The 1,449-nt window shown below is 39.9% G+C and carries 2 protein-coding genes; both read left to right on the plus strand.

What is annotated here, in order from left to right; genetic code table 11:
• The first annotated feature begins 48 nt into the window (after positions 1-48).
• Positions 49-741, plus strand: coding sequence for a hypothetical protein (locus L950_RS25285; RefSeq protein ID WP_021190871.1), 693 nt, complete (start codon positions 49-51; stop codon positions 739-741).
• Positions 742-853: 112 nt separating this feature from the next.
• Positions 854-1,449, plus strand: a 596-nt coding sequence (locus L950_RS25290) for a hypothetical protein (protein ID WP_037526603.1), incomplete at its 3' end; no start/stop codon positions are given.

Here is a 1,449-nt window from a genome sequence, read left to right on the forward strand (position 1 = left end):
CATGTCCAAATTGTTCGGTTTTAAGGGAGCCAATTTAAACTAAAAAAAATGCAAAATACTTGCTACTGGGATAGCCATGCGCTGTCCCCAGAGAGAGAACTGTCTTCTTATCTGCGTGAAAATCGTATTCCAGTTATTAAAAAACGAACTATGATCACTCTTTTTCCCGAACGATTTTTTAAAAATGGCTCGTTACCAGTTTCCGAAAGCTCCGCGCAATCGGCGATGAAGTATGTCATGAAAGAAAGACCGGCGCACCGTTATTATTCGCTTATGATCCGCCTGCTAGAGCCTTCTGATTCTTTCAGTATGGTTGTGCGCAATGACAATACCGATGTACTGCGGATCTCACTGATCAATATGACTGTCATTGAGATTTATCTCTTTGCTTTGGGACTACCGGCTAACTTTTCGACTAATCAAATATTGGTATTGGGAGAACATAAGGAGCGGTTCATACCCATAGAGAAAGGGGAGAGTATCTCTTCATATTGCTATGAACTGGCGGTACCTGCACGAACAGAAAGGGAAGAATACCGACAACGGATACTGAACGATCTCAACAAACACTTTGGTATAGAAGTGACCTTAGAAAGATTGACCATCGTAAAAGATAGTCGCAAGGTATTGAGCATAGCAGGAGAGTCTGTAGAGCTGATCTGGGAGGAACAGCTTATGATGATCATTAAAGCAAAAAGAGCGGTAAAAGAAAACCAAGAATTAATCTTAGAAAAGTATTAGTAAAGTTTTACTACCTGTGAACTCCAGATGCTATCGAATGAAAAAGGCTTAAAGGTCAAGTCTCCCTCGGCAGTAAAGGAGCAGGGAAGCTTTATGCAAAAAATTAAAAATAATGAACATAAACATACAATATATAGTCAAGTTCTGGGATTATCTCCGGAAACTATTTAAACCTGAAAGGGAAGGTGTGCTTTTGAGTAGAAAGCAGACGGAATTACCTGAATATTCTGTTGCTAAAAATGTGTTTGAAAATAATATTGCACAAGCAACTAATGTTAGTTTAACCGATCGTTTATCCGATGCTGGTGAAGGTATGGTTATCCTTAGGGACTGCCTTGTACCTGAGTATGGACTGGCTCGGCAATCCATGGGTAGATCTTTGATAGGTGATTGTCAATATACCGAACAAACAGTAATAAAAGAGCACAGAAAAGGCAAGCAAGGTGTAACGGAGTCTGCAAGGAGAAGCCTGCAAGAAGTAAAGAATAAGCCTAGAAACGGTAATGAATGGGCAATGAAATGCCAGACAAACGGCAATGAATCGGTAATAAACAAGCAAGGAAATACCAAAGAAATAGCAGAAGATATGCAAAGAAAAACTAGAAAAATGAGAAGACTAGTAAATTCTGATTTTTTCCTGACCAACTTAACACCAACTTCTAAGTTTCTGCGACTGGGCTTCGGGTCGCATCGGGATTTCATCGGCTA

Source organism: Sphingobacterium sp. IITKGP-BTPF85, assembly GCF_001006065.1.
GTDB classification, from domain to species: domain Bacteria; phylum Bacteroidota; class Bacteroidia; order Sphingobacteriales; family Sphingobacteriaceae; genus Sphingobacterium; species Sphingobacterium anhuiense.

Excerpts from the sequence above, each read along its gene's own strand:
- L950_RS25285 (WP_021190871.1), top strand. The coding sequence starts at position 49 with ATGCAAAATACTTGCTACTGGGATAGCCATGCGCTGTCCCCAGAGAGA.